25 protein-coding genes are annotated in these 25,310 nt (G+C 70.7%); 5 read left to right on the plus strand and 20 right to left on the minus strand.

The genetic code is table 11. The annotated features are described in order from the left end of the window. Positions 1 to 19: 19 nt before the first annotated feature. On the minus strand, positions 20 to 1,012 hold the full coding sequence (locus tag C4K88_RS01875) for an exonuclease domain-containing protein (protein ID WP_104119926.1): 993 nt from the start codon (positions 1,010 to 1,012) through the stop codon (positions 20 to 22). An 88-nt stretch (positions 1,013 to 1,100) separates the two neighbouring features. Here C4K88_RS01875 and C4K88_RS01880 point away from each other — a divergent pair, with 88 nt between their 5' ends. Continuing rightward, positions 1,101 to 1,736 (plus strand): HAD family hydrolase, encoded by a 636-nt coding sequence (locus tag C4K88_RS01880; protein WP_104119927.1) that lies wholly within the window; start codon positions 1,101 to 1,103, stop codon positions 1,734 to 1,736. Here the strand turns inward: C4K88_RS01880 and C4K88_RS01885 are convergent. The 8 genes from C4K88_RS01885 to clpS all read right to left on the minus strand — a co-directional run bounded on the left by C4K88_RS01885 (position 1,714) and on the right by clpS (position 7,384). Then, complete coding sequence (locus C4K88_RS01885) at positions 1,714 to 2,403, minus strand: GNAT family N-acetyltransferase (protein WP_241521655.1); 690 nt, start codon at positions 2,401 to 2,403, stop codon at positions 1,714 to 1,716. The two genes, C4K88_RS01880 and C4K88_RS01885, sit on opposite strands and share 23 nt — an antisense overlap. Beyond that, a complete protein-coding gene (locus tag C4K88_RS01890) occupies positions 2,400 to 3,089 on the minus strand; it encodes a DedA family protein (protein WP_394252226.1) in 690 nt (229 codons plus the stop codon). The genes C4K88_RS01885 and C4K88_RS01890 overlap by 4 nt, the downstream gene beginning before the upstream one ends. A gap of 105 nt (positions 3,090 to 3,194) precedes the next feature. After that, positions 3,195 to 3,827, minus strand: a complete 633-nt coding sequence (gene rdgB, locus C4K88_RS01895) for an RdgB/HAM1 family non-canonical purine NTP pyrophosphatase (protein WP_104119928.1) — start codon at positions 3,825 to 3,827, stop codon at positions 3,195 to 3,197. Further along, positions 3,820 to 4,608 (minus strand): ribonuclease PH, encoded by a 789-nt coding sequence (rph, locus tag C4K88_RS01900; RefSeq protein WP_104119929.1) that lies wholly within the window; start codon positions 4,606 to 4,608, stop codon positions 3,820 to 3,822. The genes rdgB and rph overlap by 8 nt, the downstream gene beginning before the upstream one ends. A gap of 72 nt (positions 4,609 to 4,680) precedes the next feature. Continuing rightward, a complete protein-coding gene (locus tag C4K88_RS01905; protein WP_104119930.1) occupies positions 4,681 to 5,478 on the minus strand; it encodes an MBL fold metallo-hydrolase in 798 nt (265 codons plus the stop codon). Next, positions 5,475 to 6,386, minus strand: coding sequence for a glutamate racemase (murI, locus tag C4K88_RS01910; protein WP_104119931.1), 912 nt, complete (start codon positions 6,384 to 6,386; stop codon positions 5,475 to 5,477). Before murI ends, C4K88_RS01905 begins: the two co-directional genes overlap by 4 nt. Positions 6,387 to 6,490: 104 nt before the next feature. Continuing rightward, entirely contained in the window at positions 6,491 to 7,066 is a 576-nt protein-coding gene (locus C4K88_RS01915) for a DUF2017 domain-containing protein (protein ID WP_104119932.1), read from the minus strand. Between the two features lie 9 nt (positions 7,067 to 7,075). Further along, positions 7,076 to 7,384 carry an ATP-dependent Clp protease adapter ClpS gene (gene clpS / locus C4K88_RS01920; RefSeq protein WP_104119933.1) on the minus strand — a complete coding sequence of 103 codons (309 nt, stop codon included), beginning with the start codon at positions 7,382 to 7,384 and terminating at the stop codon, positions 7,076 to 7,078. Positions 7,385 to 7,516: 132 nt separating this feature from the next. Between clpS and C4K88_RS01925 the strand changes: the two genes are divergently transcribed. Together C4K88_RS01925 and C4K88_RS01930 are read left to right on the plus strand one after the other, a co-directional pair. Continuing rightward, on the plus strand, positions 7,517 to 8,836 hold the full coding sequence (locus tag C4K88_RS01925) for a nicotinate phosphoribosyltransferase (protein ID WP_104119934.1): 1,320 nt from the start codon (positions 7,517 to 7,519) through the stop codon (positions 8,834 to 8,836). Further along, the gene (locus C4K88_RS01930; protein ID WP_104119935.1) at positions 8,833 to 9,453 is read left to right on the plus strand and encodes an isochorismatase family protein; all 621 of its coding nucleotides are present in this window, start codon (positions 8,833 to 8,835) and stop codon (positions 9,451 to 9,453) included. The genes C4K88_RS01925 and C4K88_RS01930 overlap by 4 nt, the downstream gene beginning before the upstream one ends. A 59-nt stretch (positions 9,454 to 9,512) precedes the next feature. Here the strand turns inward: C4K88_RS01930 and C4K88_RS01935 are convergent, their stop codons facing one another. The 3 genes from C4K88_RS01935 to C4K88_RS01945 all read right to left on the minus strand — a co-directional run bounded on the left by C4K88_RS01935 (position 9,513) and on the right by C4K88_RS01945 (position 13,167). Further along, the gene (locus C4K88_RS01935) at positions 9,513 to 11,291 is read right to left on the minus strand and encodes a DEAD/DEAH box helicase (RefSeq protein ID WP_104119936.1); all 1,779 of its coding nucleotides are present in this window, start codon (positions 11,289 to 11,291) and stop codon (positions 9,513 to 9,515) included. Further along, positions 11,288 to 12,745, minus strand: coding sequence for an MFS transporter (locus C4K88_RS01940; protein WP_104119937.1), 1,458 nt, complete (start codon positions 12,743 to 12,745; stop codon positions 11,288 to 11,290). The genes C4K88_RS01935 and C4K88_RS01940 overlap by 4 nt, the downstream gene beginning before the upstream one ends. A 122-nt stretch (positions 12,746 to 12,867) precedes the next feature. Next, on the minus strand, positions 12,868 to 13,167 hold the full coding sequence (locus tag C4K88_RS01945) for a DUF3039 domain-containing protein (protein WP_104119938.1): 300 nt from the start codon (positions 13,165 to 13,167) through the stop codon (positions 12,868 to 12,870). Positions 13,168 to 13,281: 114 nt separating this feature from the next. On the opposite strand from C4K88_RS01945, the gene C4K88_RS01950 reads away from it, so the two are divergent. Then, positions 13,282 to 14,523 (plus strand): HNH endonuclease, encoded by a 1,242-nt coding sequence (locus C4K88_RS01950; RefSeq protein ID WP_167398949.1) that lies wholly within the window; start codon positions 13,282 to 13,284, stop codon positions 14,521 to 14,523. A 74-nt stretch (positions 14,524 to 14,597) separates the two neighbouring features. Here C4K88_RS01950 and C4K88_RS01955 read toward each other — a convergent pair whose 3' ends face one another. The 7 genes from C4K88_RS01955 to C4K88_RS01980 form a co-directional block, all read right to left on the minus strand. Beyond that, entirely contained in the window at positions 14,598 to 15,263 is a 666-nt protein-coding gene (locus tag C4K88_RS01955) for a PKD domain-containing protein (protein WP_104119940.1), read from the minus strand. Between the two features lie 298 nt (positions 15,264 to 15,561). Further along, a complete protein-coding gene (locus C4K88_RS17055) occupies positions 15,562 to 16,224 on the minus strand; it encodes a DUF6318 family protein (protein WP_146065581.1) in 663 nt (220 codons plus the stop codon). A 185-nt stretch (positions 16,225 to 16,409) separates the two neighbouring features. Beyond that, positions 16,410 to 17,975, minus strand: coding sequence for a transporter (locus C4K88_RS01960; protein ID WP_104119941.1), 1,566 nt, complete (start codon positions 17,973 to 17,975; stop codon positions 16,410 to 16,412). Further along, on the minus strand, positions 17,957 to 18,766 hold the full coding sequence (locus tag C4K88_RS01965) for an ABC transporter ATP-binding protein (protein ID WP_241521656.1): 810 nt from the start codon (positions 18,764 to 18,766) through the stop codon (positions 17,957 to 17,959). The genes C4K88_RS01960 and C4K88_RS01965 overlap by 19 nt, the downstream gene beginning before the upstream one ends. 112 nt (positions 18,767 to 18,878) lie before the next feature. Then, positions 18,879 to 19,991 (minus strand): NADH:flavin oxidoreductase/NADH oxidase, encoded by a 1,113-nt coding sequence (locus C4K88_RS01970; RefSeq protein ID WP_104119943.1) that lies wholly within the window; start codon positions 19,989 to 19,991, stop codon positions 18,879 to 18,881. Positions 19,992 to 20,040: 49 nt separating this feature from the next. Further along, on the minus strand, positions 20,041 to 20,997 hold the full coding sequence (locus C4K88_RS01975) for a tetratricopeptide repeat protein (protein WP_104119944.1): 957 nt from the start codon (positions 20,995 to 20,997) through the stop codon (positions 20,041 to 20,043). 68 nt (positions 20,998 to 21,065) lie between these two features. Continuing rightward, positions 21,066 to 22,820, minus strand: coding sequence for a DUF8094 domain-containing protein (locus C4K88_RS01980; RefSeq protein ID WP_146065582.1), 1,755 nt, complete (start codon positions 22,818 to 22,820; stop codon positions 21,066 to 21,068). 285 nt (positions 22,821 to 23,105) lie between these two features. Between C4K88_RS01980 and C4K88_RS01985 the strand changes: the two genes are divergently transcribed. Beyond that, positions 23,106 to 24,425: an AI-2E family transporter gene (locus C4K88_RS01985; protein ID WP_438502315.1), complete on the plus strand. Its 1,320-nt coding sequence runs from the start codon at positions 23,106 to 23,108 to the stop codon at positions 24,423 to 24,425. Positions 24,426 to 24,479: 54 nt separating this feature from the next. Here C4K88_RS01985 and C4K88_RS01990 read toward each other — a convergent pair whose 3' ends face one another. Continuing rightward, on the minus strand, positions 24,480 to 25,292 hold the full coding sequence (locus C4K88_RS01990; protein ID WP_104119947.1) for an alpha/beta hydrolase: 813 nt from the start codon (positions 25,290 to 25,292) through the stop codon (positions 24,480 to 24,482). Positions 25,293 to 25,310 lie beyond the last annotated feature (18 nt).

Here is a 25,310-nt window from a genome sequence, read left to right on the forward strand (position 1 = left end):
CTACTGGCTGTCGGTTCGGCTACTGGCTGTCGGCCGGCCAGCGTCCGCCGGTCATCTGCAGGAACTCGGCCTCGGACAGCACCTCGATCGCCTGGCCGCGCTCGTGCAGTTCGAGGACCCGCCGTGCCTTGCCGGTGACGCGGCCGTTGCGGAGGTCGGCGGCCACGAAGCCGTCCCCGACCACGAGGACCGTGGTGCGCCGGGTGACGTTGCTCGCCGGCTGCGCCCCGAGGCGCGCGGCGCGCTCCTTGGCCTGGGGTCGCGGGATGCCGAGATTACCGGTGAAGACGACGGTCTGCCCGTACAGCGGGTGCCGCGGATCGGCCTGCGCGTTCGCGTGCGGGTTCTCGCCCTCCTCCGGCCAGCCGGACCAGCCGGCGGGCGAGGTGCCGCGCTCCAGGGCCGTCCGCGTGGCCTTCGAGAGCTCGTCGACGCCGGGCGCGTAGGGCTCGGCACGCGAGAGCGGCAGGTTGTGGCTCGAGAGCACGCCCTCGACGGTCGGGGCGTCATACCGTCGCGCGATGTCGATCATGATGCCGGCGCATGCCCGGGCGTCCTCGACGGCGTCGTGGTGGTTGAGCAGGGGCACCCCGGCCGCCTCCGCGACGAACGGCAGGGAGTAGGAGGGCAGCGAGTAGCTCCGGCGCGCGAGCACCACGGTGCAGGCGTAGTCCCAGGCCGGACCGGACAGCGCGGAGACCTCGAGCGCGGACCGGATGACCCCGAGGTCGAACGCCGCATTGTGCGCGACCAGGACGTCGGAGCCGATGAAGCCGCCGATCTCCGGGAACAGCTCACCGAAGCGCGGGGCGTCCTCGACCATCGCCGAGGTGATGCCGTGGATCGCGATGTTGCGGGAATCGAAGTGGTCGTGCCCGACGGGCGGCCGCATGAGCCACGAGGCCTCCTCGACGACTCGGCCGTCCCTGACCTTCGTGAGGCCGACGGCGCACGGGGAGCCGCGGAAGCCGTTCGCTGTCTCGAAGTCGATGGCCGTGAACGCGATTCCCACACCCCCAGTTTACCGCCGCGCCTGCCGTTCACCCGACGTTCACCGCGGTACCGGTGTCGGGGGCCGGGCACCATTCCTATGCTGGAGGATGGCCCGCACAGACAGCACCCGACGGTGGTACCTCTTCGACTACGGGAACGTGATCTCCACGGCCCCCACGCCCGAGGACTGGGACCGGCTCGCGGAGGCGACCGGCGTCGACCGCCTGCAGGACCGCGGGTCCTCCTACTGGCGGCACCGCGTCGCGTACGACGCCGGATCCCTGACCTCCGACGAGTACTGGTCGCTCGTGCAGGGCCGCCGCGTCAGCCCGGCCCGCTCCGCGTGGTTCGACGTCCTCGATGCGCACCAGTGGTCACACCTCAACGTCGAGGTCCTCGACGTGCTCGAGGACCTCGAGGCGCGGGGCGAACGCCTGGCGGTGCTGTCGAACATGCCGGCGGCCATGGTGCTGCAGTTCGCGGGCGCCCCGTGGACGAGGCTCGTGGGACACAGCTTCTTCAGTTCGTCGCTGCGCCTCGTCAAACCCGCTCCGGCGATCTTCGAGCACGTCCTCGCCGACCTCCAGGCCGCCCCGGGACAGGTGACCTTCGTCGACGACTCCCCCGCGAACGTCGCCGCGGCGCGGTCCCTGGGGATCCACGGGCTGCTGTTCGATCCGTCGTCGGACCTCTCGCGCGTGCTCGCGCAGGGCCTGGCGGTCAGTCCGGCGTCCCGGGACTGAGAAGCTCCAGGGCGGCGTCGCCGCCCTGGACGTCGACCACCCAGCCGGGCCGTAGGAAGTCCTCCCGCATGAGCAGGAGGTTCTGCTGGACGTCGACCTCCCCGGGGCGCGCCTCCACGAGCGAGGTCCCGTTCGGCGCGTAGCCGAGCCGCGTGGACACGCCGAGAGAGGCACCGTTCCATGCTGCGGCCTCGGACACCGCGGAGGTCGCGCCCAGGTGGTCGAACGCGAACTGCAGCACGGCCGACCGCATCTCGGTCCCGAGCCCCTGGCCGTGGGCGGTGCGGGTGAGCCACGATCCGGAGCCGACGCGCCGCAGCGACGGGAACGAACGGGCGTTGAGGTCCTGCACACCGATCACGCGGCCGGCGTGCAGGACGGCGAAGTTGATGGTCCAGTTCTCCCTCGAGACGCCGGCGCGGACCCGCCACTGGTGTCTCGCGGTCTCGGTGATCAGGACCTCCCGCGGCGCGTCCGTCCAGGGAACGGTGAAGGGCATCTCGGCCGGGTCGTGGATGCCGGCGAGGACGGCGTCGATCAGCTCCGGCAGGTGCTCGTCGCGGACCGGGGTGAGGACCAGCCGGGGCGTCGTGAGCACGAGCCCGAACAGCGGCCAGACGCGGACCAGGGGGCCCTCGGCGGCCCCGCCGGCACGCTCCCCGGTCACTGGATCCGCTTCTTCGCCCGGTATTTGCGCACCTTGGAGACGATGAAGTAGAGGAGGAACAGCACGACGGCGACGATCACGATCTTCTGGAACGTGCTCGCGTACTGCTCCACGATGTGCCAGTTCTCCCCCAGGTAGAACCCGGCGAGCACGAAGATCGAGTTCCAGATCAGGCTCCCGGCGGTGGTGAGCAGGAGGAACTTCCCGACCGGCATCCGCTCGATGCCCGCGGGGATGGACACGAGGCTGCGGAAGAGCGGGATCATGCGGCCGAAGAAGACGGCCTGGTACCCGTGCCGGTTGAACCAGGCCTCCACCTTGTCGACGTCCTCCAGGTCGATGAGCGGCACCCTGGACACGAGGCGGCGCATGCGGTCGCGGCCGAGCCAGGCGCCGAGGGCGTACAGCGCGTAGGCGCCGACGACGGAGCCGATGGTGGTCCACAGGATCGCCTCGAACAGGGAGAAGTTCCCGCGGCTGGCGGTGAAGCCCGCCAGGGGCAGGATCACCTCGCTCGGCAGAGGGGGGAAGAGATTCTCGAGGGCGATGGCCAGACCCGCGCCGGGCGCGCCGATGGTCTCCATCAGGTTCACCGCCCAGTCGGTGACCGCGCCGAGAGCCGAACCGTCCGACGTCGTGGTCGCCGCTGCGACGTGGATCGTCTGGACTGTCTGGGAAATGCTCACGGTGTATCCGTCCCTCTCATGGACCGTCCTGCAGGACGGCCGGTGTGCTGTGCTGGCGGGTGCTGAAGATCAGATGTGTGGCCGGGGCGCGCTGCGGGTCGACCGCTACCGCAGCGCCTCGACGAGATGCGGCAGGAGCGCCCTGAATGCGATGCCTCGGTGGCTGATCGCGTTCTTCTCCTCCGGGGCGAGTTCGGCGCACGTGCGGTCGAGTCCGTTCGGGACGAGGACGGGGTCGTAGCCGAAGCCGCCGGCGCCGCGCGGGGCGGCCAGGAGCGAGCCCCTCAGCTCGCCGCGTTCGGTGTGCCCGGCGGGACCGCCGTCGGGGTGGGCGAGGGCCGCCGCGCAGACGAAGGCCGCGCCGCGGCGTTCGGACGGGATGTCTGCGAGCTGGGCCAGGAGGAGGTCGAGATTCGCGGCGTCGTCGCCGTGGCGGCCCGCCCACCGGGCGGAGAAGATGCCGGGGGCCCCGCCGAGGACGTCCACGGCCAGCCCGGAATCATCGGCGACGGCGATCACGCCCGTGGCGCGGGCGGTCTGCTCGGCCTTCAGCAGGGCGTTCTCCTCGAAGGTGACGCCGCTCTCCACGACGTCCGGGGCACCGAGCGCGGCGGCGTCGACCACCTGCGTGTCGACGTCGAGCCCGGGTACCTGCCCGCGCAGGAGATCGCGCAGCTCGCGCAGCTTCCCTGGGTTCCGGGTGGCGAGCACGAGCCGGGGACGGGACTGCTCAGGCATCCCGCGAATCCCGGAGGGTGTCGAGCTGGATCTGCGTGAGCTGGGCGGTGCCCAGCAGCGCGAGGTCGAGCAGGGCGTCGAGCTCGGCGCGGTCGAACGGGGCGCCCTCCGCCGTCCCCTGGACCTCGACGAAGGTGCCGGACCCGGTGACGACGACGTTCATGTCCGTCTCGGCGCGCACGTCCTCGACGTAGGGGAGGTCGAGCATGGGGACGCCGTCGATGATGCCGACGCTCACGGCGGCCACGGTGTCCGTGAGCGGCGAGGCGGAGGCGGGGATGAGCTTCGTGTCCTTGGCGTACCGGATGGCGTCGGCGAGCGCCACGTACGCTCCCGTGATCGCAGCCGTCCGCGTGCCGCCGTCGGCCTGCAGGACGTCGCAGTCGAGGACGATCGTGTTCTCGCCCAGCGCCTTCGTGTCGATGACGGAGCGCAGCGACCGGCCGATCAGCCGGGAGATCTCGTGCGTCCTGCCGCCGATCTTCCCCTTGACCGATTCGCGGTCGGACCGCGTGTTCGTGGCGCGGGGAAGCATCGCGTACTCGGCGGTCACCCAGCCCTTGCCCTCCCCCTTCAGCCACCGCGGCACGCCGCTGGTCAGCGACGCCGTGCACAGCACGCGGGTGTTGCCGAACTCGATGAGGGCCGATCCTTCGGCCTGCTTGGACCAGCCGCGCGTGATGGTGATGGTGCGCAGCTCGTCGGGTGCCCGGCCGTCCGCGCGGAGGGCGGGGGCGGTGCTCACGGGGGCAGGGACGGACGTCGGGTTCGCGGGGGTCATGGCGTCCAGTCTAGACGGGCGCACAGAGGAGGACGCTGGCAAGCATCCCCTTGCGACGGCCCCGCCGTCACGTCAGACGGTGTAGGAGACGCCGGCGACGGCGACGGCGAGGTGTCCGTCGTAGCTCTCGCGGGCCTCGCTCACGGCGACGTTGGCGTCGTTCCAGACCGGCAGGTGCGTCAGGAGCAGGCGCTTGGCGGACGCCCGGGTGGCGACGTCGCCGGCCCGCTTGCCGGTGAGGTGGACCCCGGTGATGGCGTCGTCGCGGCCCTCGTGGAACGCGGCCTCGCAGAGGAAGATGTCGGCGTCGCGGGCGGCGTCCACCAGGCCGTCGCACGCGTCGGTGTCACCGGAGTAGGTGACGACGCGCGTGCGGTCCGCGCCGTCGGCGTCGGTCTCGGTCACCTCGACGCGCAGCGCGTACGCCTCCTCGATGGGATGGAGGACCCGGTACGGGGTGATCGTGAAGGGACCCACCGTCACCGGGCCGCGGTCGGCCCAGGACCGGAAGTCGAAGTCCTCGTGCATGCCCGGGTCGAGTTCGAGCCCGTAGGCGCTCGCCATCCTGTCCGCCGTCGCCGCCGGTCCCCACACGGGGATGCGGGGCAGCCCCCAGCCGGAGGGGTCCCAGTGGACGGCGACGTGCAGGCCGCACAGGTCCATGCAGTGGTCGGGGTGCAGGTGGGACAGGAAGACGGCGTCGATCTCGCGGAGGTCCATGTGCCGCTGCAGGGCGCCGAGCGACCCGTTGCCGAGATCGAGGAGGATCCGCCAGGTCCGCCCCTGCCACTGCGCGCTCAGCAGATAGCAGGAGGCCGGCGACTGGGGGCCGGGGAAGGAGCCGCTGCACCCGACGATCGTGAGCTTCATGACCGCGGGAACCCCGCAGCCGCGATCATCTCGGGCGTGATCCGCGCGAGGCTGCCCGTCGGGTACTGCGCGGCCACGTGGTCCACGTGCTGCACGCTGAGCACCTCCGGGCCGAGGAAACGGCGCGCGAGGACCTCGAAGCCCGCGGCGTCGCCGGTCGCGATGAAGCGGTGCACGCCCGGTGCGGTGGTCTCGCGCTCGAGGCCGTGCGAGACGAGGGCGCGGTAGACGTCCTTGGCCGTCTCCTCCGCGCTGGAGACGAGGGTGACGGCGTCCCCCATGACGTAGGAGATGACGCCGGTCAAGAGCGGGTAGTGGGTGCAGCCGAGTACGAGGGTGTCCACGTCCGCGTCCCTGAGCGGCCGGAGGTACTCCTCCGCCGTCCGCAGGAGCGCCTCACCGCCCGTGACGCCCGCCTCCACGAATTCGACGAACGCCGGGCAGGCCACGGAGGTGATCTCCAGGTGCGGGGCGGCCGCGAACGTGTCGTCATAGGCGCGTGAGCCGACGGTCGCCGTCGTCCCGATGACGCCGATCCTGCCGGAGCGGGTGGCGGCGACGGCGCGGCGCACCGCGGGCTGAATGACCTCGATGACGGGGATGCCGTAGCGGGCCGTGTAGCGCTCGCGGGCGTCGCGGAGGACCGCGGCGGAGGCCGAGTTGCAGGCGATCACGAGGAGCTTGACGCCGGAGTCGACGAGTTCGTCCATGACGCCGAGTGCGTGCGCGCGGACGCGGGCAATGGGCAGCGGGCCGTACGGGCCGTTCGCGGTGTCGCCGACGTAGATGACGGATTCGTGCGGCAGCTGGTCGATGACCGCTCGGGCGACCGTCAGTCCGCCGACGCCGGAGTCGAAGATCCCGATGGGCGCCTCGCGGCGGTCCGTGGTCGTTGGCTCTGGGCTCATGATCTCCGACCATATGACGTGCCGCCGTCGAAAACTATTCACCGATCCGTGGGTTTTGTCACAGCCCCCCGTCCGAGCGCGCATGGGCGGTCCCGGTCGGCGGGTCAGCGCTCGAGCTTCACCGCTTTCAGCATCGCCTGCACGAGCGATTCCTGGAGCCAGGTGACGAAGTTGTAGACGAGGGCGAGGTAGGAGTCGACGTCGTCGACGTCCTTCGAGTCCGCGATGTCGTGGAGGCGCTCGGCGTCCTCCTCCGTCTCGATGCCGATCCGGTCCGCGAGGACGAGCCGGACGTCGTTGAGGGCCTGGGCGAGCAGCCGCGCCTGCTCGCCGGAGAGCGTCATGGGGCTGGACTCGATCAGCAGCGCACTGCTGCGGAGCGCACCGATCTTCTGCTCCCGCAGGGAGCGCTCCGTCAGGCGGCGGAAGGCGAGCGCTTCGTCGTCGTCGCCGCGCACAGCGTCGGGGAGGAGGCGCCGGACGGCGGAGTCGTCGGGCACTGTGGCGTCGGCGTCGGCGTCGGACATGCCGACCATCGCCGCCAGCGGATCCTCGCTCGGCGCCGTCTCGGGTTCGAGCATGGAGACGACGTCGTCGAGGAGGGCGCCCAGCAGGCGTGCCTCACCGGGTTCGAGCGCTCCGGTGATACCGCGGCGCGTCGATTTGAAGGGTTTCGCCATGGCGTCCGACTACTCGCTTCCGACTTTTTCGAAGGTGGCCCACAGTCCGTACGAGTGGAGGGCGACGGTGTCCTGCTCCACCTTCTCGCGGCTCCCGGAGACGACGGCGGAACGGCCCTGCTCGTGGACCTCGAGCATGAGCGTGCGCGCCTTGGCCTCGCTGTAGCCGAAGTAGGACTGGAAGACGAAGCTCACGTAGCTCATCAGGTTTACGGGGTCGTTCCACACCACCACGACCCAGGGCTGGTCGAGGTCGGTCTTCTCGGCCGTCCCCACCTCTTCCCTGGTGTCGGTACCGGTTGCAAAGCCTACTGTCATAGTCGCCATTCTAGGTCGGCCCGCCCGCCCCGGGGTGCCGGGTACTCTCTCGGCGGACGCCCGGCTATCGTTTTGGGGGTGACCGATGCCCTGACCACGAATCCGCCGGCCGCTGCCGGTCCTGCGTCGCCGATGGTGACCCCACCGAACAGCGCGCTGTTCACCGACCAGTACGAGCTCACGATGCTGCAGGCGTCCCTGCACTCCGGTGCGGCGCACCGCCGGTGCGTGTTCGAGGCCTTCGCGCGGCGCCTCCCGGCGGGCCGCCGCTACGGCGTCGTCGCGGGCACGGGTCGGCTGCTCGAGGAACTGGCCGGCTTCCGGTTCGACGACGCCCAGCTCGCGTTCCTCGGCGATCACCGGATCGTGGACGACACCACCCTCGCCTGGTTGGCCGGCTTCCGTTTCTCGGGGTCCATCTCGGGGTACGCGGAAGGCGAGGCCTACTTCCCCAACTCCCCCATCCTGACCGTGGAGTCGACCTTCGCCGAGGCCTGCATCCTCGAGACGCTCATCCTGTCGATCCTGAACCATGACAGCGCCATCGCCTCCGCGGCGTCCCGCATGACGGGGGCCGCCGCCGGGCGCCCGTGCATCGAGATGGGCTCGCGCCGCACGCACGAGGAGTCCGCCGTCGCAGCCGCGCGTGCCGCGATCATCGGCGGCTTCGCCAGCACCTCCAACCTTGAGGCCGGCCGACGGTACGGCGTCCCCACGGTGGGGACGGCCGCGCATTCCTTCACGCTCCTGCACGACTCCGAGCGGGAGGCCTTCGAGGCGCAGGTCGCCGCCCTCGGGCGCAGCACCTCGCTCCTGGTGGACACGTACGACGTCGAGCAGGGCGTACGCACGGCCGTCGAGGTCGCGGGCCCCGAGCTGGGTGCCGTCCGTCTGGACTCCGGGGACCTCGTGGCCCAGGCACGGTGGGTGCGCGAACTCCTCGACGACCTCGGCAACGACACCACGAAGATCGTGGTGACCTCCGACCTCGACGAGTTCGCCATCGGGCTGCTCGCCTCGGCGCCCGTCGACTCCTACGGCGTCGGCACGTCCCTCGTCACCGGCTCCGGCGCTCCGACCGCGGGCATGGTCTACAAACTGGTCAGCCGGCAGGACGACGGCGGCACGTTCGTGGCCGTTGCGAAGGCGGCCAAGAACAAGGCCTCGGTCGGCGGCCACAAGCACGCGCTGCGCCGCCTCGACGAGCACGGCACGGCGCAAGCCGAGATCGTGGGCATCGGTATCACCCCGGCCTCCGACGGCAACGACCGCCCGCTCGTGCAGCAGTTCGTGAAGGACGGCGTGGTCCTGCCCGGCTGGACCGGGCCCGAGGCCGTCGCCCGCGCCGCCGAGCGGCACGCACAGTCCATCGCCGAACTGCCGGGAGCAGTCCGGCGGCTGCAGCGCGGCGAACCCGTCATCCCCACCGAGTACGAGGAGGCAGCATCATGACGCGCGCACTGATCATCGTGGACGTACAGAACGACTTCTGTGAGGGCGGTTCACTCGCCGTCGACGGCGGCGCGCAGGTCGCCGCCGACATCAGCGACCACCTCGACGAGCAGGCCGCCCGGTACGACTACGTCGTCGCCACCCAGGACTGGCACATCGACCCGGGGAGCCACTTCTCCGAAGCCCCCGACTTCGTCGACTCCTGGCCCGTCCACTGCGTCGCGGACACCAAGGGCTCCGACTTCCACCCGGACCTCGACACCGAGAGCATCGACGCCGTGTTCCGCAAGGGCATGTTCGAGGCCGCCTACTCCGGCTTCGAGGGGGTCAAGGCTCCCGACGACGAGGTGCCGACGGGAGACCAGAAGCTCGGCGCCACCGTGGACACCGACGAGGACCCGATGACCCTCGACGACTGGCTTCGCGACCACGACGTGGACGACGTCGTCGTGGTGGGCCTCGCGACGGACTACTGCGTCCGGGCGACCGCCCTGGACGCGCTGCAGGCGGGCTACTCCGTCACGGTGCAGACCGCACTCACGCGGGGCGTGCACGGGGACCGGTCCGAGGAGACACTCGACGAGCTGGAGGCCGCGGGCGCCGAACTGGTCCGCTAGGGACTTACACGCGAAGGCCGGGCCGGCTCTCCGGTCCGGCCTTCTTCGGTCTCTTCCCGCTACTTCTTCCCGATGAACCAGTCCTGCAGTTTCTGCAGGCGGCGCTGGAGCTGATCCTCGTTGGCCTGCGCCACCGCCGGCCCGCCGCACTGGCGCCGCAGCTCCGAGTGGACCTGGCCGTGCGGCATGCCCGTACGGGCCGCCCACGCCGAGACGTTCTTGGCGAGCTGGCCGCGCAGCTCGGTGAGCTGGCGGTGGTCCACCACGAGCGGCTCGGCGGCCTGCACCGCGGCCGGCCTGGTCTTGCGGCGGGACTGCTGCTCCTGCTGGCGCTGGCGCAGGAGCTGGCCCACCTGGTCGGCGTCGAGCAGGCCGGGGATGCCGAGGAAATCCTGCTCGTCCTCGCTGCCCATCTCGCCGCCGGTCCCGAATTCGCCGCCGTCGAAGAGGACGCGGTCGAAGGACGCCTGCGATTCGAGCGCCTCGAACTTCTGCTTGGTCAGGGAGTCCGAGGCCTTGTCCTCGCGGTTCGCGGCCTCCATCAGGGCGTCCTCGAGGCCGAACCCCTCGTCGTCCTTCTCGGGCCGGTCGAGGGCATGGTCGCGCTCGAGTTCGAGCTGGTTGGCCAGTGCCATGAGGTTGGGCACCGAGGGGAGGAAGATCGACGCCGTCTCCCCGCGCCGTCGCGCCCGGACGTACCGGCCCACGGCCTGGGCGAAGAACAGCGGGGTGGCCGTCGACGTCGCGTAGACGCCGACCGCGAGGCGTGGGACGTCGACGCCCTCGGACACCATGCGCACCGCGACCATCCAGCGCTTGTCCCCCGCGGAGAACTCCTCGATCTTCGAGGACGCCTTGGCGTCGTCGGACAAGATGACGGTCGGGGACTCCCCCGTGATCCGCTTGAGCTGCCCGGCGTAGGCGCGGGCGTCGTCGTGGTCCGTCGCGATGACGAGACCGCCGGCGTCGTGCACGGTGCGGCGTACCTCGGTGAGCCGCTTGTCCGCGGCCGCGAGCACGGCGGGGATCCACTCGCCGGTGGGATTCAGGGCCGTCCGCCACGCCTGGGCGGTGATGTCCTTCGTGACCGACGCCTCGCCGAGGGAGGCCGCCATCTCCTCGCCGGCGCTCGTGCGCCAGCGCATCTGGCCGGAGTAGGCCATGAACATGACGGGCCGGACCACGTGGTCCTTGAGGGCCTGGCCGTAGCCGTAGGTGTAGTCCGCGCGGGAACGGCGGATGCCGTCGCGGTCCTCGGCGTACTCGACGAACGGGATGGCGGCGGTGTCCGAGCGGAAGGGCGTCCCGGTGAGGGCGAGGCGGCGGGTGGCGGGCTCGAACGCCTCGCGGATGCCGTCGCCCCAGGACAGGGCGTCGCCGCCGTGGTGGATCTCGTCGAGGATCACGAGCGTGCGGGCGGCCTCGGTCTTGGCGCGGTGCAGCATGGGCTTGCTCGCCACCTGCGCGTAGGTCACCGCGACGCCGATGAACGCTCCGCCGTGGCGGCCGTCGGCGTTCTTGAAGTTGGGGTCGATAGCGAGGCCCACGCGTGCGGCGGCGTCGGCCCATTGGCGCTTCAGGTGGTCGGTCGGGGCGACGACGGTCACCCGGTTGACCACTCCGCGCTCCACGAGCTCGGTCGCGACGCGGAGGGCGAAGGTGGTCTTGCCGGCGCCGGGCGTGGCGACGGCGAGGAAATCGCTCGGCGAATCGTGGAAATACTTCTCCAGCGCCTCGCTCTGCCACTGGCGCAGTTTGGGGGCCGTGCCCCAGGCGGCGCGCTCGGGGTATGCGGGGGGCAGGGTTGCGCCGGACCCGAACAGGGTGTCACTACTCACGCCGGGACAGGACCTTCCATTGGCTTTCTGGGGGCGAGACCGGGGCCGTCACCGGATGACCGGGCCCCTCTCAGACCCGAAACTATACCTGCTGCCGTGAACACCCAGAGAGCCAGCCAGATCGCAACGAAGGTGGGGACGTGCCCCGGGTCGGCGTCGTCGTGCAGGAGGGCGAAGAGGGCGCCGGCCCCGGCCGTGCCGACCACCCCGCCGAGCTGGTCGGAGATCTGCAGGGCCGCGGAGTTCCTGCCCTGCTCGCTGGTGGCGGAGAGCTTCAGGACCAGGACGGAGGTGCTGGAGAGGGTCATGCCCATCGCGAAGCCCGACAGCCCCCACACCACGGCGAGCATCCAGAGCGGGGCCTCCACGGCCGTGGCGAGGGCGAAGGCGCCGAGACTGAGCGAGAGGATCGAGGATCCGGCGACCAGGAGCCACTGGCGGGCGAACGTCACGCGCGCCTGGACGAAGGACCCTGCGCTCCAGCCGAGCGCCCCGGCGCTCAGGGTCAGGCCGGCGGTGCCCGGGCTGATGTCGCGGGAGCTGACGAGCATGAGCGGGATGAAGGCCTCGGTCCCGAAGAACGCGACGTTGACGAAGCCGCGGGTGGCGATGATGCTCGGCAGCCCGCGCGCGAGGACCAGCGTGCCCTTCGGCAGGAGGGCGGGGAGCACGAGGAGGGCGACGACGACGCCCGCCGCCGCGAGTCCCACCAGTCCGGCCACCGTGGCGGCGCCGGGGTCCTCGGTGTCCGCGAGATGGACGAGCGACCACTGGGCGGCGAAGACACCGGAGGCCAGCGCGAGCCCCCGCAGGGTGCGGGCCTTCGCCGAGCCGGCGTCCGGGGCGTCGACCGGGCCTAGAGCCTTTGTCCTCGGCCAGACGATGAGGACCGCCGCGAGCACGATCGGCACGACGCCGAGGAACACCCAGCGCCAGCCGAGGTGCTCGGTCACGAAGCCCGCCACCACCGGGCCGATCAGCGCGGGTAGCACCCAGGCGGCCGCCAGCCAGCCGAAGACCACGGGCCGCGCCTTCTCCGGGAACGACCGCCCGATCACGACGTAGACGGCGACGATCATGAAACCGCCACCGAGACCCGAGATGGCGCGGCCCACCGTCACGAGCCAGAAGGCGGGTGCGGCACCCGATGCGAGTAGTCCCAGCACCATGAGGCCCAGCCCGACGGCGAGGGCCGGCCGGGGTCCTCGGCGGTCACACCACGAGCCGGCGACGACGGTGCCGAGCAGCGATGCCGTCAGGTACATCGAGAAGGCCAGGCCGTAGCTCGACTCCCCCGAGAGCTCACGCGCCACCGACGGCATGGCGGTCACCACGGCCATCGCCTCGAAGGCCGCGCACGTGATGATCGCCAGGATCCCGATGGTCAGGGGCCGCAGCTCGGGCGACATCGCCCCGCCGGTCGCGCCCGTGGATGGATCCGCAGTCCTGCTCATGTCACCTCGGGTTCAGGGCGGGGCTCTTCCGGCCGCCGCCAGTGGGTTGCCCCTCCGGGCGCGCCAGTGGCGCCGACCGTACCGGCCGACGCGGTGGGGCGAGCCCGGTCAGGCGGGTGTAGTCAGTCCTTGGGCTTGTCGTTGCCCGGGCGGAGACCGTTGTAGATCTCCTTGCACTCGGGGCAGACGGGGAACTTCTCGGGGTCGCGTCCGGGAGTCCACACCTTGCCGCAGAGGGCGATCACGGGCTCGCCGGTGAAGGCCGACTCCATGATCTTCTCCTTGCGCACATAGTGCGCGAAGCGCTCTGCGTCGCCGGGCTCGACCTCCTGGCGGACCTCCTCCCGCTCGATGGTCGCAGTCGAGCCGCCGGTGCCGGGATCGCGGGGATCGTTGTCGAAGGGATCAGCAGGCATAGTCATGGCGCCAGTCTATCGCCCGACCCCCGCGGCCTCGAGGTATTCGCCTCCCGGGAGGTGTGCCGAATGGCGGTTCCGGGCCCTCGGAATGTCGGTGGCAGGCGGGAGAATAAGGCCATGGGAACGGCAGCGGAACACGCGAGGGAATTCGATCGGATCTCCGATCGGATCACCGCACTGAACGCCGAGAAAGCACGGATCGACGCCGAACTCGCGGCGAGTACCGAGGAATTGAGAAAAGTCTTCGAGACGAAGATGATGGACCATTTCTGGCCCGGCCGGCCCGGGCCCCACCGCACCAATCTCGCCGACACGACCACCGCCACGGAGATCGCGTGCCTGCTGCGCATCTCCGAGCGCAGCGCGCACCGCCTCGTCCAGTACTCCGCCCTGCTGGTCAACTATCACCCCAGGACCCTCTCGGCTCTCCGCGAGGGTGCCATCTCGTGGCCTCATGCCACCACGCTCCTGCACGAATACCTCGGCCTGCCCCACCATGCCGCGGCCCGTCTCGAGGAGGCCCTGCTGCCCATCGCCGCGGACACCACCGTGCCCCGGCTGAGCTACCGGGCCCGCCGGCTCCGCACCGAGCTGCATCCCGAAGCACTCGAGAAGCGCGCCTGCACCGCAGCCCAGGGACGGCGCGTGGATCTCGAGGCCGCCGACGACGCCATGGCCTGGCTCCACGTCCACCTGCCGGCGACCGACGCCGCCGCCATCGACGCCCGGCTCACCCATGCGGCCCGCACCCTCGAGGGCCCCGCCGAACGCCGGACGCTCCCGCAGCTGCGTATCGACGTCCTCACCGATCTCCTCCTCGGGGACTCCGCGCGCCCGGACCACGGGGGCGCACCCGGTTCCTCGGCGTCCGGCGGGTACCGGATCCGGGCGCACGTCAACGTCACGGTTCCGGTCCTCACCCTGCTCGGCGTCGACGACGCGCCGGCGGATCTGGAAGGGTACGGGCCCATCCCCGCCGACATCGCCCGTCGGCTCGCCGCGCATGCACCCTCCTTCACGCGGCTCCTCACCCACCCCGAGACCGGGGCCGTCCTCAGCGTGGGACGCAACACCTACGCCGTCCCCGCGGATCTGAAGAAATGGCTGCGGGTGCGCGACCGGACGTGCCGACATCCGGGATGCAGCATCCCGGCAGTCCGGTGCGAGCTGGACCACACGGTCCCCTGGTCCCGCGGAGGACCCACCACCCACGACAATCTCGCCCACCTCTGCCGCAAGCATCACATGCTCAAGAGCGAAGGCATCTGGCACTACGACCAGCCCACGCCGGGCACCCTCGTTGCCACCTCGCCCGGCGGCCGCGCGTATGCCTGCGACCCCGAGCCTCCGCCCTTCTGACCCCGGGCCCGGGCGCCGCCCAGCGGGCGAGCCGACGGGCCCGGGAGCTCACTGGCCCCGGAGCTCACTGGCCGCTATCGGGTGGGGGCTGCGCAGCCGATCCCCTGGGGATTCTCGATGCAGTTCTCGCTCACGTTGTGCCCTTCGGTGCGCCAGATACTCATGAGGTGCGGTTCGGACACGACCGCCGCCTCGCCCGCGACCGGCTGGAACGGGCCGCCGTCCACCGAGTAGTCGCCGGCGAAGTACGTGGTCAGGATCAGTTGGAAGTCACCGGTCCGGGTGTACTGGTGGCTCGTCGGCGTCTCGGTGTCGAAGGCGGCTCCGTCCACGGGGCCTCCCGGGGTGGTCGTCGTGGCGCCCGTGCCGTCGCCGTAGTTCCACTGGTAGGACACCGGGCGGGCCTTCAGGACGATCTCGGCGTCCTGGAACTCGAAGGTGAACTCCTGCTCCTGCGCCTGGGCATAGACGTTGGAGTGTGCGTTGCGGAGGCCGAAGTTGGACGGCTGCGACACGATCGTGGCCGCCAGGACGGGTTGCTTCTGGAACTCCTCGAGGGTGATCACGATCGGCGCTTCCTCGGGGGCCTCGACGCCTTCGATCGGGGGAGCAGGCGCCTCACCGGGATACATGCAGGACGACCTCCCCGTCGGCGTCCGCGTGGCCGGCCGCACGGTGCTGTCGAGCTCGATCCAGTTGACGAGGATGCCGTCGTCCTGGGCATCACACTGGGCATCCATGCGGGGGCAGGTCGCGGGGTCCAGATCGCTGCCGGCGCCGGCGGTGCAGGCCCGGACGTAGGTGTAGGAAATGCCGTCGTCTTCAGGTAGGGCGGCTGGCTGAGCATCAACTCGCCCCATTGTGGGCGCCCGTTTCCCGCCACCCACCGCCTGTCTCACTGTGTTCCCCGCATTGACCCACCCGGACTCTGTTATTCCTGCCGATGGACCGGCTTCTTCATCAATTGCAGGAGTAGAGGATGCGACGAGCGCGATTAAGAACGCGACGAGTGCGATAGTCTTCAGTGCCGCGCTCATCTTAGGAACCCTCCGGGGAACCGAAGTCGAGCATTACCCAATGATCGACTTCCCAATACGCGATGGAAACTCCCAGGACTGGTTCTGTTTTCTTAGAACCCTTCACTTCAATGCCACTTGAGTCGAAGTAGAGTATTTCATTCTGGGTGATGTCAATGAAAGAATTTATCGAACCTGTTGTGTTTTCTACGAATTCCGTATTGGTCGAATTGAGGGAAATCCCGCCCCCGTCGATCCAGCCCCCACTCTCGTAGTGCTTCTGGACCTCCGCTTTGAGGTTCTCACAGGTCCTACAGCCGGGGTCCGTCACCGCCTCGAACGGTGCCCAGTCATTGGTCTCGTAGCCGTAGGAGAACAGCTCGAGCCAGTATGCAGTGAAGGCCTCGAGGCCTTCCGGCGAGTTCTCGTCCGCCAACGCCGGCTTGACCGGAACCGGGATGTTGGTGGCAGGACCGGCCGATGACGCCGGAGACGGTTCGGGTGCAACCGACGGTGTGGTGGTCGGTTCACTGGTCGCGGGCGCCTGTGAGGAGGGCGGCTCGGAGGTCGGGATGGGTGCGGCATCGGCATCGTTCCGGCATCCGGTGAGAAGCAGCAGCGCGACCGCCGCTCCGGCGAGAATCGGTACTGCTCGTCGATGGCCTTCTGCACGCACAGGAAACACGCAACTCCCCCATCACTTGGCCGGTCTGGCCGGAATGGGCCTCAGCATAGCCCGAAGCACTCAGCCACCTGAAGGTTATGCACAGGCTGGAAATGCGGCCGGACTACCCGATCGAGTCCACTCTTGTCAGGGCACTCCTCCTGGCTTAGGGTGCATGCCGCGGCAGCAGCCCGCGCCCGGCCGGATCAGCGGTTCGCCGATACCGCCAGCAGCAGTTCCGGTGCCCTGCGGTCGTACCATCGGCCGCCCGTCCGGATACCGACCACCAGGAGGACTGCCCCGAGGACCAGCCCCACGAGCAGGCCCAGCCAGCCGTACAGTGCGTCACCGGTGACGAAGTAGACGATCGTGAGGACGATCTCCGGCAGCGCCAGGAGCAGCATGACGATCCAGCCGATGATCTGCACGGCGAACATCATGAAGTTGGTACCCGGCGGTGTCTTGAACGCACTCTCACCCGGGAGCGGCACGTTGTAGGTGTATCGCGCGGACACGAGGCTCGAGAGCCCGGTCCCGGTCAGCAGGAGACCGAGCGACAGACCCAGCATGACCGGCAGGTCCTCGAGCCGTCCCGCGATCAGCAGCGGCACCACCGTGAACACCAGGGTGGTCGGCAGCGCGAACACCAGCAGTGCGAGCGCCCGGCCCAGGCGGTCGTCGCGCCCGCTGACGCCCGTGGAGAGGTGCAGGCTGAAGGCGGTGTTGTCGTAGGAGATGTCGGCGGAGATGGACCAGGCCAGCAGGAACGCCGTGATGGGACCGAAGAAGGCGACAGCCCCGCCCTGGGGACCACCGGAGATGACGAGCAGCACGGCGAGGAACGGGACGGCCACGAGGGAGGCGAAGTAGCGCGGGTCCCGCTGCCAGTAGGTCAGGGCGCGGGCGGCCACGGCGCCGGCGGGCGTGGCCGGGAACCGGCCGAGCCACCCGAGATTACCGCCCGCACGCTTCGTCACGGCGTTGTAGGGAGGGGTGACCAGCGCGTGGCTGAGGCTGCGGCTCCACAGCACGACGAACAACGCGAGCGTCCCGAGGCCGATCAGGAAGCGGAGTGCAGCGGTCCCGGCGTTGCCTGCGGCGACGTCGGCGGGCGCTGCCCAGAGCGCACCCAGCGGCGTCCAGGCGAGGACATCGGCCAGGGACGCCGCGAACCCTGGCGAGCCCTGGAAGCCTGCTGTCACTCCCGCGAAGATCGGGCCGAGGAAGATCAGCGGGATGAAGGCGACGATGCCGTTGATGTCCTTGAACCTGCGCGAGCCGGTCATGGAGGACATCGCCGTCGTCACCAGGCGTGAGGCGACCACGCACAGCAGCACGGCGACCAGCGCGCACACCAGCGCGGTCACGGCCGCAGCCGGGTACCGGATCCAGCTGAACACCTGTGCCAGGGCGGCGATGAGGGTGACGATGCCGGGGATGCCCACCAGCCCGCCCAGCACGAGCCCCGTGAGGAGCTGCCGCTGCGGGATGGCGAAGGTGACGAACCGGGCAGGGTCGAGCGTCATGTCGATGCCGGCCGCGGCGATCGGGATCAGGATCCAGCCGAGGACGACGGCGGATCCGCCGAGCACGAGGACGGTCCGGATCAGCTCGGGGTCGGCCGCGCCGAGGAACGCGAGTCCGACGACGACCGTCCCGAGGATGCCGAGCCCGTACAGTCCGCCGAGGATCACCCCGACCAGCTGCGCGGTGCTCCGTTTGAGGGAGTTGCGCAGGAGGAGGAGCTTCAGCCTCAGGAGGTGCGCAACCATGACAACCCCTCGGAGGTGTTGCGACCGCCGACGAGTTCCACGAAGCGGTCCTCCAGCGTCGCGTCGCCGCGGACCTCGTCGACGGTCCCCGCGGCGAGGACGGTGCCGGCGGCGATGACAGCGACGTGGTCGCACATGCGCTGCACGAGATCCATGACGTGGCTGGAGACGATGACCGATCCGCCGGACTGCACGTACCCGGTGAGGATGTCGCGGATGTTCGCCGCCGAGACCGGATCGACGGACTCGAACGGCTCGTCGAGGACGAGCAGGCGGGGCGCGTGGATGAGGGCGGAGGCGAGGGCGATCTTCTTCGTCATGCCCGCCGAGTAGTCGACCACGAGCGTGCCGGCGTCGTTCACCAGGTCGAGTGCCCGCAGCAGGTCACCGGTCCGTTCGGCGACGGTCTCACGGTCCATGCCCCGCAGCAGTCCGGCATAGGTGACCAGCTGCTCACCCGTCAGCCGGTCGAACAGCCGGACGCCGTCGGGCAGGATCCCCATGAGCTTCTTGGCTTCCAGCGGCTGAGCCCAGACGTCGACGCCGTGGACCAGTGCCTGCCCGAAGTCGGGGCGGAGCAGCCCCGTGGCCATCGAGAGCGTCGTGGTCTTGCCGGCGCCGTTGGGGCCCACGAGCCCGTAGAAGGACCCCTGCGGGACCTCGAGGTCGACGCCGTTCACGGCGATCTTCTCGCCGAAGCGCTTGGCGAGCCCGCGGATGCTGAGGGCGGCGCTGCCGGCCCGCCCCCCGGGTTCGTTCTCGACGGATGGCGACGGCACAGGGGAACTCATAGTGCAACGCTAGCAACGGGTCGATCCGCTGATCGTCATCCCAAAGGAGGAACCCGGAGAATGAACCGGAGGAAGAACCAGGACGAGGGATCAGGAGACGAAACAGACGTCCTCAGTAGGCACCGGCGCGCTCGTACTGGGGTGCGGGCACCAGCTCGTGGCCGAGCTCCTGGGCGGCGCGCATCCACCAGTGCGGGTCCCGCAGGGCGGCCCGCGCGATCAGCACGACGTCGGCCCGCTCGCCCCGGATGATCTCCTCCGCCTGGCGTGCGTCGCCGATGAGGCCGACCGCGCCGGTCGGGACGCCGGAGGACCGCACCTCCTCGGCGAGCGACACCTGGTAGCCGGGTCCCACGGGGATGGCGGCGCCCGGGATCGCACCACCGGAGGACACGTCCACGAAATCGACGCCCTCCTCCGCCGCCCGCTTCGCCAGCCGCGCGGAGGTGTCGCCGTCGAGCCCGCCCGCGGTCCAGTCGGACGCCGAGATGCGCAGCAGGAGGGGCATTGTCTCCGGGATGGCACGACGGACCGCGCGGACGACCTCGAGCGTGAGCCGGAACCGGGCCTCCTCCGAGCCGCCCCAGCCGTCGGTCCGCGTGTTGACCAGCGGTGAGAGGAACTGGTGCAGCAGGTAGCCGTGCGCGGCGTGGATCTCCATCGTGTCGAAGCCGGCGTCGACGGCGAGCCCAGCGGCCGCGCCGAAGTCGCGGATGACCTGCTGGATGTCCTCCTCGGTCATCGCACGCGGTGCGGCATACGCATCGAACGCCTCGTCCGTCGGCCCGAGGGTCTGCCACCCGCCCTCCGCCTCCGGCACGGAGCCGCGCTTGCCGCTGAACGGCCAGTAGGTCGACGCTTTCCGCCCGGCGTGGGCGAGCTGCACCGCGGTCTTCGTGCCGACGGCACCGTGCCCGTGGATGAAGTCGTTGATCCGGCGCCACGCAGCGGCCTGCTCCCGCGTGTAGAGACCGGCGTCGCGCGGACTGATCATGCCCTCGGGGCTCACGGCGGCCGCCTCGGTGATGATGAGTGCCGCGCCACCGAGCGCGAACTGCCCGAGGTGCACGAGGTGCCAGTCCGTCGGCACGCCGGGCGCGCCGACGGGGTCGCACGAGTACTGGCACATCGCCGCCACCCAGCCGCGGTGCGGCAGCTCGAGGGATCGGAGCGTCAGGGGATCGAACAGGCCGGGCGCGCCGGACGGGGAAGCTGCAGAAGTCATCGTGGTCCTCAGGGAGATCGGGTGGGCGCCGGTGCGCCGGATGATGCGCCTAGAACAGTGCGCGGGCCAGCGCGCTGCGCGCCTTCGTGACGCGCGGGTCCGCGCCGCCGACGACGTCGAACAGCTCCAGCAGCCGCTTGCGGGCCGCGTCGCGGTCGTCGCCGGACGTCCTGCTGATGAAGGCGACGACGCGGCTGAACGCGTCCTCGACGTGACCGCCCGTCAGATCCAGGTCCGCGACGGCCAGCTGGGCCTCGAGGGCGTCGGGCTCGTCGGCACCGCGCTGCCGGACGTCGGCGGCGTCGAGGTCCTGGATGCGCTCCATGAGTTCCACCTGGGCGAGTCCGGCCTTCGCGTCGGCGTCGGCCGGCTGCTCCGCGAGCGCACGACGGTAGGCCGCCGCGGCGGCCCCGTAGTCACCCCGCTCGATCGCGTCGAACGCCTCCTGGTGCAGGGGCGGCAGGGGCGGCTCCTCCGCCTCGGCGGGTCCGGGCTGGGCGCCGTCGTTCAGCGTGCCCGTGACGCCGTTCGCCTCGGCGACCTTCATCAGCTCGTCGAGGTAGGCGCGGATCTGCGGATCCGGGAGGACGCCCTCGAAGAGGGGGACGGGCTGGCCCTTCACGACGGCGACGACGGTGGGCGCGCCCTGGGCCTGGAAGGCCTGCGCGATCTGCGGCTGCGCCTGGAGGTCGACGTTGGCGAGCAGCATCCGGCCGTCGAACTCCACGGCCGCGGCCTCGAGGACGGCGGTGACCTGGGTGGACTGCTCGCTGTAGGTGGCGCGGAGATTGACGACCACGGGGACCTGCGCCGAGAGCTGCACGAGCTGCGGGAAGGTCTGCTCCGTCACCTCCACGATGTACGGGCTCGGCCCGGCGGCGGGCTGCCGGGCGGCGGCGGGACGCGCGGCCGCGTCCGCGCGGGCCTTGAGGGCGGAGAGGTCCACCGCTCCCCGGAGGTTCATGTTCGACGGCGGCATCCCGCCCCGCTGTGCTGGTGTGGACAATGCTCTGCCTTTCTGTGACTGCTGCTGGTCGGAGCCGGGAGGGACATCCCGGGAAGAGGGGGTGCGGGTCAGCGGAGGGTGGCCGACAGCAGCTGCTGGGCGGCGCCGATCACCCGGATCCTATCCTCGCTGCCGGCGGGCGGTACGTACATCATCACGGCCTCGCCGTAGTTGACGTCGATGCCCTTCCCGCTCGAGGCCTTCCCGGTCAGCGACTGGTACACGGTGCCCTTGAGGTCGATCGTGTCGCCGCGGGACTTGGGGGTGCTGGAGTAGGTGTGGGTGAGGTAGCCGAAGACCATGGCCCCGCCGTCGCCCGTCATGAGGGCCTGCGTCTGGTCCTTCTGCGCCGTGTGCGTGAAGGCGATCTTCGCGGCCTTGTTGCCCGGATCCGCGACGACGTCCGACTGGAACCCGGTGATCGCCTCGGCGAAGGAGTTCTCCTCGAAGGTCTCCGCGTTCGCGCCGGAGGGTTTCGTGAGGAAGTCCGCGATGGACGCGACGGAGGCCTGCGGTGCACGCGCGAGGACGCCGTCGTCGTCGATCGGCACGGGCCCGGCGGCGCCGGGAGCCGGCGGCGAGGGGAACGTGGTGCCCGGCAGCATCTGCACGGCCGAGGTCAGTCGGTAGTTCTCGCGCGGGGTCTCCTGGACCAGCAGGAGCGCCTGCGGCACGGGGTTGTCCTCGCCCTGTGTCAGGGCGACGACCGTCCGCGGCCAGCCGGTACCTGTGGGGATCATGTCGAGCAGGAGCTCCGACGCGGCGACCGGCGCAGGCGCCACGGCCTTCTTGTCCTTCGCGCCCACGGCATAGGCGCCGGTGCGAAGGTCCAGGGCTGCGCCGTCGACCCGGGGGGTGAGGAGCTTCGCGTCGGAGGCGGCATCGGCGTCGGCCACTGTGGACGCGACGGAGGCGAGGATGCGGTCGAGCTGGACGTCGAGGACCACGGGCGGGCCGCTGGCCGCGCTCCCTGCCGACGGCGCGCCGTTCACGCTTGCCGACGACGCGCTGGCGGTCGGTGCGGGGGCCGGTGACGGCGTCGTCGTGGCCAGGGAGGGGCCGACACCCAGGAGGGAACCGGTCCCCACGAGGCCCGCGACGAGGAGGGCCGCCCCGGGCGCGGCGATCCGGGGCGAGATCCGGGAGGATCCGCCGCTCGCGGCGTGCCGGCGTGCATAGGCGCGCGTGCCCTCGACCGGCTCGGGCCGGTCCCCGCTCCCGTGGCCGCCCCCGTTGCCGGAGCGGCGGGGCGAGACCAGCAGGAGCGCGATGCCGAGGACGACGACGAGCGCGCCGCCGATGACGAGCGGCAGGGCGAAGGGGGTGGACTGGTCGTTGGGGGTGGTCACGGACACCCGGGTGGGGGCGGGGGCCTCGCCGTCGGCCGCGAGGAGGAGGGACCAGTCACCCCGGGTGGGCTCGCTCCACCGGTAGGTCAGGGAACCGTCCGCGGATTCCTCCGCGATCCAGAGATCGCTGCCGCTCGGATCGGGCACCGTGGCCTCACCCGACGAGAAGCCGGCCTCCAGCGACTCCTCACCGAATCCGGTCACGCTCAGATGGGCGGCGTCGCCCACCCAGGCCTCGACGTCGGAGGTACGCCCGACGGCGAGGGTGAACGGGCTGTCGGCCTCGACCGTCACCTCGACCGGCCCCTCGGCGTCGCCGCGGGCTCCGGGCTCGATCACGGTGACCGGCCCGGCGTCGACGCCCTGCGCCACGGCAGCGGTGACGGTCTCGGCAGGAGCCCAGACGGTCCGCTGTCCGATGCCGAGGAGCATCAGCAGGAGCCCTGCCACGATGATCGGTACTGCTGTCTTCACGCGCACTGATTGCCTATCGTTGTCCGTGACGGCGGACCGCGAGGCCCCTTCCGCTCTGATCCCGCGTCGATTCCGCTCCGGCGCGGCGCTGCACACCTCTGCAGCCCTTACAGGAACAGCTCCTCCATGGTAACGACAATCGGCAGGCCCGATCCGGGCGCCGCAGGGCGGGGCACACCCGGACGGGGATCCGTCAAGGACGGGCGCGGCATGGCCCGACTGTTAGGGTTTCGCTAGTCCTCCCTCCCCCGGCCGGGACACCTCACAGGAAAGCGGAGCTCTTCGTTGACAGACCCCCAGGACGTGCCGGTCGATCAGCCGCTCCCGCGGCCGGAGCCGGCCGCGAACGGCAACGACGAACAGCCCTCAGCGGTCGGGGCGCAGGCGGCCGACCGCCGGTTCTCGACGTGGCGCTCCCTGTTCACCCGCGTGCGGCACGCACTGCCGGCCGCGCAGCCGCGACCCCGCTTCGAATTCCCGCCGGAGGTGGAGCCCGCCGAGGTCGCCGTGGACCGGGGCGTGTCCCTGACCGACGAGCGCCTGAAGTTCGGCGACACCGGTGCGCCGACCATGCGCGCGCACCCCATCCATTTCGGTTTCATGATGAGCGTCGGCGTGGGGCTCGCCCTGCTGGCCTTCTTCATCATCACCAACGTCGGCCAGCTCCTCGTCTGGATCGGAGCGGCGCTCTTCATCGCCCTCGGCCTGGACCCGATCGTCCGCTGGTTCGAGACGAGGTACGTCCCGAGGCCCGCCGGCATCGCCGTGTCCTTCCTGCTCCTCATGGGGGTCGTGGTCGGCTTCTTCGCGCTGCTCATCCCGACGATCGTCAGCCAGACCTCGCAGATCGTCGCCCGCGCGCCGGGCTACGCCAACACCTTCCTCAACTCCGAGTTCTTCCTCGGCGTCGACCGGCAGTTCCAGGTCCGCGAGCGCGTCAGCTCCGAGATCGACAAGTTCTTCGCCAACAGCGAGGCCGTGGGCGGGATCTTCGGGGGCGTCCTCGGAGTCGGCACGGTGATCGTCAACGGGCTCTTCGGCGCCCTGGTGATCCTGGTCCTCGCCCTCTACTTCCTCGCGTCGATGCCGGGCATGAAGAAGTGGGCGTACCGGTTGGCCCCGCGCTCCCGCAGGCCCCGCGTCGAGGTGCTCTCGGAGGAGATCACGCGCAGCGTGGGCCTCTACGTCATCGGCCAGGCGTGCGTGGCGCTGCTCAACGGGGCCTTCGCGTTCATCGTGATGACGTTCGCCGGCGTACCGTTCTCCGTGCTGCTGACGTTCGTCGTCGTGCTCCTGGCCTTCATTCCGCTGATCGGCGCGGTCATCGCGGCCGTTCTCGTCTCCCTGATCGCCCTGACCGTGGGCTGGCACACCGCCCTGCTGTTCGCCATCCCGTACGTCGCCTACCTGCAGTTCGAGGCGTACTTCATCTCCCCGCGGATCATGCAGCGCGCCGTGGCGGTGCCCGGCTCGGTCGCGGTGATCGCGGTCATCGCCGGCGGCACCCTCCTGGGGGTTCTCGGCGCCCTGATCGCGATCCCGACGGCCGCCGCCGCGATGCTGCTGCTCAAGGAAGTGTTCATCGCCCGCCAGGACCGCCACTGACCTGCAGGGCCCGCCGCGAGCGTCCGCGGTGACGACGGTGACGACGGTGACGACTCAGCGTGCCGCGAGTGCGGACGGCGCGACGGCGGCCGGGCCCGACCACCGGGTGGGCAGCGGGAGCTCCAGCTCGGGGCGCACGACGCCGACGATCTCGTCGAGGGCGCGGGCCGCGTACTTCTCCCCCACCCAGAGGTGCTTGGCGCCGTCGATCCCCCGGACGTCGGCCTGCGGGACGCGGGCGAACCGGGCGGCGGCCTCCTCCGGCACCAGGTAGTCGTCGTACTCCGGCACCAGCACCTTCAGGGGCAGACCGCTTGCAGCCCATGCATCGAGGTCGGCGTCGCCCGCGCGGTGCAGCGGGGGTGAGAGCAGGATGGCCCCCTCCACGAGTTCCGCGACCGGGTCCTGGGCGCCGTACTTCAGGCACAGCTCGGTGCCGAAGGACCAGCCCACGAGCCAGACGTGCTGCAGGCCCTGCGCCACCACCCAGTCGACGGCCGCCTGGAGGTCCAGGCGCTCGCCGTCCCCGCCGTCGAACGCTCCGTCGCTGCACCCGCGCGGGGAGCAGGTGCCCCGCGTGTTGAAGCGGAGGACGGCGATGTCGGCGAGGGCGGGCAGCCGGAAGGACGCCTTCCGGTACACGTGGGAGTCCATGAACCCGCCGTGCGTGGGCAGCGGATGGAGCGTCACGAGGGTCGCCTTCGGGGGACGCCCGCCGGCGGGTGCGGCGAACTCCCCCACGAGGTTGAGCCCGTCAGCGGTCCGCAGGTCGATCTCCCGCCGATTGGCGGGAAGCACCGTGGAGGCGCGGATCTCGATCGGCTCGTGGCTGGTGGAGAAGGTGTGGTCGGTGGTGTCGCTCGCCATGCTTCCCAGTCTAGGTGG

Origin of the sequence: Arthrobacter pityocampae (assembly GCF_002927275.1) — a bacterium.
Lineage (GTDB): Bacteria > Actinomycetota > Actinomycetes > Actinomycetales > Micrococcaceae > Arthrobacter_D > Arthrobacter_D pityocampae.